Source organism: Thiorhodococcus drewsii AZ1, assembly GCF_000224065.1.
GTDB classification, from domain to species: domain Bacteria; phylum Pseudomonadota; class Gammaproteobacteria; order Chromatiales; family Chromatiaceae; genus Imhoffiella; species Imhoffiella drewsii.
Genome location: NZ_AFWT01000137.1, coordinates 1 through 589 on the forward strand (window position 1 = coordinate 1; position 589 = coordinate 589).

General features: G+C 72.7%; 1 protein-coding gene. It reads right to left on the reverse strand.

What is annotated here, in order from left to right:
* A partial coding sequence (locus tag THIDRDRAFT_RS27495) for a tetratricopeptide repeat protein (RefSeq protein WP_425358456.1) occupies positions 1 to 560 on the reverse strand: 560 nt, incomplete at its 3' end.
* Positions 561 to 589 lie beyond the last annotated feature (29 nt).

A 589-nucleotide genomic window follows, 5' to 3' on the forward strand; every position in this document is an offset into this window, starting at 1 on the left:
AGAGTGCGAGGGCCTCCTCGCCGTGCCCGAGGGCGCGCAGGGCGCCGCCGATCCGGTCGTAGGAGATGGAGAGGTCGCGGGCGAGATCGCTGCGCGCGGGCTCCTTGGCCGTGGAGGTCGCGGGCGATGTCGAGGCCCTGCTGGAAGAGTGCGAGGGCCTCCTCGCCGCGCCCGAGGGAGCGCAGGGTGTCGCCGAGCTGGTTGTAGGAGACCGAGAGGTCGCGGGCGAGATCGCTGCGCGCGGGCTCCTTGGCGTGGAGGTCGCGGGTGATGTCGAGGCCCTGCTGGAAGAGCGCGAGGGCCTCCTCGCCGCGCCCGAGGGCGCGCAGGGCGCCGCCGAGCCGGGCGTAGGAGATGGAGAGATCGCGGGCGAGATCACTGCGCGCGGGCTCCTTGGCGTGGAGGTCTCGGGCGATGTCGAGGCCCAGCTGGAAGAGCGCGAGGGCCTCTTCGCCGCGCCCGAGTGCGCCCAGGGCGTCGCCGAGCTTGTTGTAGGAAACCCAAAGGTAGCGGGCAAGATCGCTGTGCGCGGGCTCCTTGGCGTGGAGGTCGCGGGTGATGTCGAGGCCCTGCTGGAAGAGCGCGAGGG